The organism is Citrobacter sp. wls826 (assembly GCF_005281245.1).
In the GTDB taxonomy this organism is placed as follows: domain Bacteria; phylum Pseudomonadota; class Gammaproteobacteria; order Enterobacterales; family Enterobacteriaceae; genus Citrobacter; species Citrobacter braakii.
In genome coordinates this window covers 2,585-7,727 of record NZ_SZWS01000053.1, presented here as the reverse complement: position 1 = coordinate 7,727, position 5,143 = coordinate 2,585, and the positions used below count along the sequence as shown (strand labels likewise).

At 46.8% G+C, this 5,143-nt stretch carries 3 protein-coding genes, 1 tRNA gene and 1 pseudogene; 2 read left to right on the top strand and 3 right to left on the bottom strand.

What is annotated here, in order from left to right; all coding sequences use genetic code 11:
• Together FDW87_RS22470 and FDW87_RS12500 are read right to left on the bottom strand one after the other, a co-directional pair.
• Positions 1-792 (bottom strand): annotated as a pseudogene (locus tag FDW87_RS22470) (alpha-xylosidase); the annotation flags it as partial.
• A 10-nt stretch (positions 793-802) separates the two neighbouring features.
• Positions 803-2,185: a glycoside-pentoside-hexuronide family transporter gene (locus FDW87_RS12500; protein ID WP_016157778.1), complete on the bottom strand. Its 1,383-nt coding sequence runs from the start codon at positions 2,183-2,185 to the stop codon at positions 803-805.
• 290 nt (positions 2,186-2,475) lie between these two features.
• On the opposite strand from FDW87_RS12500, the gene FDW87_RS12495 reads away from it, so the two are divergent.
• Positions 2,476-2,570, top strand: a tRNA-Sec gene (locus FDW87_RS12495).
• A 119-nt stretch (positions 2,571-2,689) separates the two neighbouring features.
• On the top strand, positions 2,690-3,727 hold the full coding sequence (locus tag FDW87_RS12490) for a virulence RhuM family protein (protein ID WP_137379811.1): 1,038 nt from the start codon (positions 2,690-2,692) through the stop codon (positions 3,725-3,727).
• 139 nt (positions 3,728-3,866) lie between these two features.
• Here the strand turns inward: FDW87_RS12490 and FDW87_RS12485 are convergent, their stop codons facing one another.
• Positions 3,867-5,075 carry a DUF3644 domain-containing protein gene (locus tag FDW87_RS12485; protein WP_137379810.1) on the bottom strand — a complete coding sequence of 403 codons (1,209 nt, stop codon included), beginning with the start codon at positions 5,073-5,075 and terminating at the stop codon, positions 3,867-3,869.
• Positions 5,076-5,143: the final 68 nt, after the last annotated feature.

The window sequence follows — 5,143 nt, the reverse complement described above, 5'->3', positions numbered from 1 at the left end:
CGGCAACGCCGGACGGCCGGTAAAGCGGGTATAGCGATCCAGCACCGCCTTCGGCGTTGGGCCGTCGATGACGAAATATTCCAGATACTCGCTTTCAACGCTGAACTGCACTTTCGACACTTTCTCAGAGCCGATTTCAAACGACACGCACTGCGGATGGTTCACCAGCACGCCGTAGCCGCGGTTGGTGAGATAAAACGGGATGTTCTTGTAAGACTGCTCGGTACTGGTGCCCCCATCGCGGTTCCAGGTTTCCACCGTCTGGCCGTTACGTACCAACGCGGTAAAACGCTCGCCCAGCCCGTACACCGTTTCCCCCACGCCCAAATCCAGACGCTCAAACATATAATTACGCCCGCTGTGGGTATCCTGCACGTAACCGCTATTCTTTAGCTGACTGCCGGTAATACGTTCACCATTACGCAGGAAATCCAGCGACCAGAACTCGCCTTTGGTCACCCGAACGCTCAGATTGCCGCTCTTCAGTTCGGCAAATTCAGCGGTGTTTCGCATCTCAACATTGACGTCCTGCAACACATTCAACGGGTAATGTGGGCCGGTATCCAGCGCGCCCTGGAAGTGCTCCATACGTACCCCCACCACCCCTTCCTGCGGCGAGAAAAAGCGTAAGGTGAAGAGTGGGGTATCCAGTTGCCAGGTACGTTCACGCACATCGCGCGGCGCAACGTAGACAATCATCTCGTTACCCTGCTGTTCAACGTCGAACACCTGAATTGGGTGTATTAAATTTAGTCCAGGTTGGGTCAGCCAGTTTCCATCGCTAATTTTCATCGTCAGTTCCTTAGTTCTGTAATTCTTTCGTCGTGAAATCCTGCTGGTTGCGGCGCGCGCCCTGAGCCAACTGACTCATAATTTCCGTCAGATACGGCGTTTTCAGGGTATAGAAGCGTTTGGCAATCACGGCACTCAGCAGGTAACAAATCGCCGGGACAATGGTGAACAGGGCGATGATGATGTTAATGGTGGCGCTGTTCTGGGTTTTCGCGGCGGCGTCGTAGCCCCCGCCCGCCAGCATCCAGCCGATCAGCGCCCCGCCGAGCGCCAGACCCAGCTTGAGCACGAACAACGTGCCCGCAAAGCTGATCCCCGTCAGGCGTTTACCGTTGCACCATTCACCGTAATCAACGGTGTCGGACATCATTACCCACTGGATTGGCGTAACGAGCTGGTGCAGTACACCAATGACAAAAATAAAGATAAACATGGTGATGCTGGCGTGCATCGGCACAAAGAACATCGCCAGGCTCGCTACCGCCAGCGCAGCGTTGGTCCACCAGAAGACGCTGACTTTGCATTTCCAGTCGGTCAGCGGTTTTGCCAGCGCAGAGCCGATCAGGTTGCCGACGCAATAGGCGGTGAGAAAGGCGACAAACACCTCCGGCTTACCCAAAATCCAGGTGACGTAATACATCATCGCCCCGCCACGAACGCAGACGGCCAGAATATTGAGGATGGTCAGCAGGCCGACGATGCGCCATTGGTCGTTTTGCCAGATGTCGCGCAGGTCTTCACGCATAGAGGTGGTGCTCGGCGGCGCTTCCACGCGTTCTTTGGTAGTGAAGAAGCAGAACGCCAGCATCAGGAACGCCACCACGGAGAGCACCGCAATCCCGCCTTGAAAGCCGAACGCTTTATCCTCGCCACCAATCAGATTCACCAGCGGCATCATCAGCACGGTGGAGAGCATGCCGCCCGCCGTCGCCAGCACAAAGCGCCATGATTGCAGGGAGATACGCTGCGTTGGGTCATTAGTGATCACGCCGCCCAGCGCGCAGTAGGGAATATTGACCACGGTATAAAGCAGGGTCAGCAGCGTGTAGGTGATTGCGGCATAAATCATTTTGCCGTTCAGGCTGAGATCCGGCGTGCTGTAGGCCAGCACGCAAACCAGACCAAACGGCAGTGCGCCAAACAACACCCATGGGCGGAATTTCCCCCAGCGCGAACGGGTACGGTCAGCCAGCAACCCCATACAAGGGTCTGAGATGGCATCCAGCGCGCGGGCCAGTAAGAACATGGTGCCGACAAATCCGGCTGGGATACCAAAAATATCGGTATAGAAGAACATCATATATAACATGACGTTATCGAAGATAATGTGGCTAGCCGCATCGCCCATTCCGTAGCCAATCTTCTCTTTAACAGACAGAATTTCACTTTTCATTACGCATCCTTGTTAGCACTTTCACACGCCCTGATACCGGTTACAGTTCTTGTAAACCATCCCTGTGAGCGCGGGTATTCCGATATCTCGTTATCAAATTACGATTCTTGTTTTCTGTGATCAGCGTAGCGTCTAAAAATGTGTCTAAGTGTAAGTAATGGATTTTGCGGGGATTTATTTGAAACTGGTCATGGTATAGAGAAACGGAAGTTAAAAAAGTGAGTGAGGGGGTGTGGAAACGTTTGGAAGTAGCTATAATGCGCCCCGCCTCCATGTAGCAATCGAGGCGCGGAAGATCGTCATCTCCGGTGAGGTGGCTGGACTTCAAATCCAGTTGGGGACGCCAGCGTTCCCGGGCAGGTTCGACTCCTGTGATCTTCCGCCAAAATGCCTCAAGTAAGTTCTTCTTAAATCACATCTCTTTTTAGCTTTCTTTATCCAGGATCGATCTCTGGCATACTACGTTGATTGTAGCGTTATAAGTCTGGTTAAAACGGAGGCGACATGACAGATAAACACCTATCACAATCCCCAACAGGCGAATTTATTATGTTTGCCAGTGATGACGGGAGTGTGCGTGTTGAATGTCGCTTTGAATCAGACACAATCTGGTTATCCCAGGCATCAATGGCTGATCTGTACGATAAAGATGTTCGTACCATTAACGAGCATTTAATCAACATTTTTTCTGAAGGGGAACTTGGTCAAAACTCAACTATCCGGAAACTCCGGATAGTTCGCCAGGAAGGAAAACGTCAGGTTTCCAGAGAGATAGATCACTATAACCTCGAAGCAATACTTGCTGTCGGTTATCGCGTTCGTTCCCCTCGCGGCACCCAATTCCGCCAGTGGGCAACCCAGACGCTCCAGCAATACCTGATCAAAGGTTTTGTGATGGACGATGAGCGGCTGAAAAATCCGCCCGTTGGTTCTTCTGCTGTGCCCGATTACTTCGATGAGATGCTCGAACGCATCCGCGATATCCGCGCCAGCGAACGTCGGGTGTATTTGCGGGTTCGGGAGATTTTTGCGTTAGCCGCTGACTATCAGCCATCACTGAAAGAAACCACGCAGTTTTTTCAAACTATTCAGAATAAGCTGCATTTCGCCTGTACCGGTCATACCGCTGCTGAACTCATTCATCGACGAGCTGACGCCAGCCAGCCGCATATGGGGCTGACCAGCTATAAAGGTGAAGAAGTGCGTAAAGGTGATGTGACGGTGGCGAAAAACTATCTCAGCCAGGATGAGATCAGCGAACTTAACCGCGTGGTTAACATGTGGCTGGATTTTGCCGAAGATCAGGCCCGCCGCCGTCAGCAGGTATTTCTGCGCGACTGGCAGGATAAGCTGGATCAGTTCCTGCAATTTAACGACCGTGAGGTTTTGCAAGGTGCCGGTACGGTCAGTAAGAAAATGGCCGATGAAAAAGCCCAGGCGGAATATAGTCAGTTTGCTGAGCAGCAGCGCCGCTTAAAAGAAGCCGAAGGCGAGAAGGATATTGCCGCTTTGCTACAGTGGAAAACAGAGCCTAAAAAGTAGCGCAGAACGCCCCCAAACCCCACAAGGAAAATCATTTGGGGGTACTTATGGGGGTTACTCATTTATCCAACACAAAACATTTTTATTAAATCAATAGATTAACAATCAAATGCGACTCCTGTGATCTCCGCCAAAATCTTTATTTTTTAATGATTTTTTTGTAATGGGCTGTTGATTCTTCTATCCATCCAGGTTGTTCTAAGTTTTTAATAACCCACTGTATGAATTTCTCAGAATAACGATGTCTATTATCAATAGTATAATGCATATCAGATCGTTTAGATTTCTGTATATTATGCTTCTTAATAATTGCGGTAAAAGAAAACCTTGTGAGCACAATATTTTTCTGTTGACTATTTATTTTTTCAATTGCTGAACCTTGGTAATATGGATGGGTTATATCAGGATCTCTAGTTTCTCGAATAATTATTGCATTGCTACCTTGATTTCCTAAACCCAATGACAAATCACTATCTTTCTCACATTTAGTAAGTGTAAGCTTGTAGTCAATTGATATACTAAATTCATTCGAGTTTTTTTCTTTAGTGGCTTTATGAAATCTTGTCAGAAACTCACTTGCAACATTTGCAGTCATTTCACCATAGTTTTCTTTAATAGTGGCTATATCACTTTTAGGACCATCCACAACTAAGCTTAACATTCCGACACTCTGTCCAGCTAATGGTGACATACCTGTTTCTTTCAAATAACGCTGTTGATAATTTAAAACATTAGCCTGAAAAAGACGAGAAAGCTCCGGTTGTAATTCAGGTAATAATAAGTGTATAGCGCCATCTCTAAGTTCAATTAAAGTATCTAGATTTTTCTTAACAGGATCATTTTGCTGCAACCTTTTGTTAATTGCATCCGTTACACTTATAGAATATCCATTTTTCTTAAAAACTGAATCCATGCCTGAGTACTTAAGTATTTCCGCTTTTAACAATAGCTCCCAAGCATTCACTGATAGTATACAAAATGCTTCTACTCGATTATCAAGTGTTGGTCTATTATAGACTTCTAATGATAAAACAAAAGCATCCAAACTTCTTTTTAGCAGTGACTTATAAATTTTTAATTCTGGCGTTAGACTTTTTGCTTTTAAAGATTGTGACATTAAACTTATAAAATCATCATTGGATATTCGCTGTATTCCTTCACACTTCCATAATTTACCATTTAAACTATTTACATATATTCCGTTTAATTTCTCATTTATATATTTTCTTATACTGTTTTCAGTATAACCAGTTTCAGCAGCTAAATCAGCAATAGTGAATAATTTCTTAGTTTTTTCAAAACCCCTTAATACATCCAATAATTTCAATTGGTTAGCTGTTCGAGCCATTTCAAATTCCTTCTCAAATAGTTAATTCATATGAAAATTACCCGTTGGGTTTAATACCCTTATTCCGC

Bases quoted from the DNA above. Each gene is read 5' to 3' on its own strand.
- FDW87_RS12490 (WP_137379811.1), top strand. From the start codon at position 2,690: ATGACAGATAAACACCTATCACAATCCCCAACAGGCGAATTTATTATG.
- FDW87_RS12485 (WP_137379810.1), bottom strand. From the start codon at position 5,075: ATGGCTCGAACAGCTAACCAATTGAAATTATTGGATGTATTAAGGGGT.
- FDW87_RS12500 (WP_016157778.1), bottom strand. From the start codon at position 2,185: ATGAAAAGTGAAATTCTGTCTGTTAAAGAGAAGATTGGCTACGGAATG.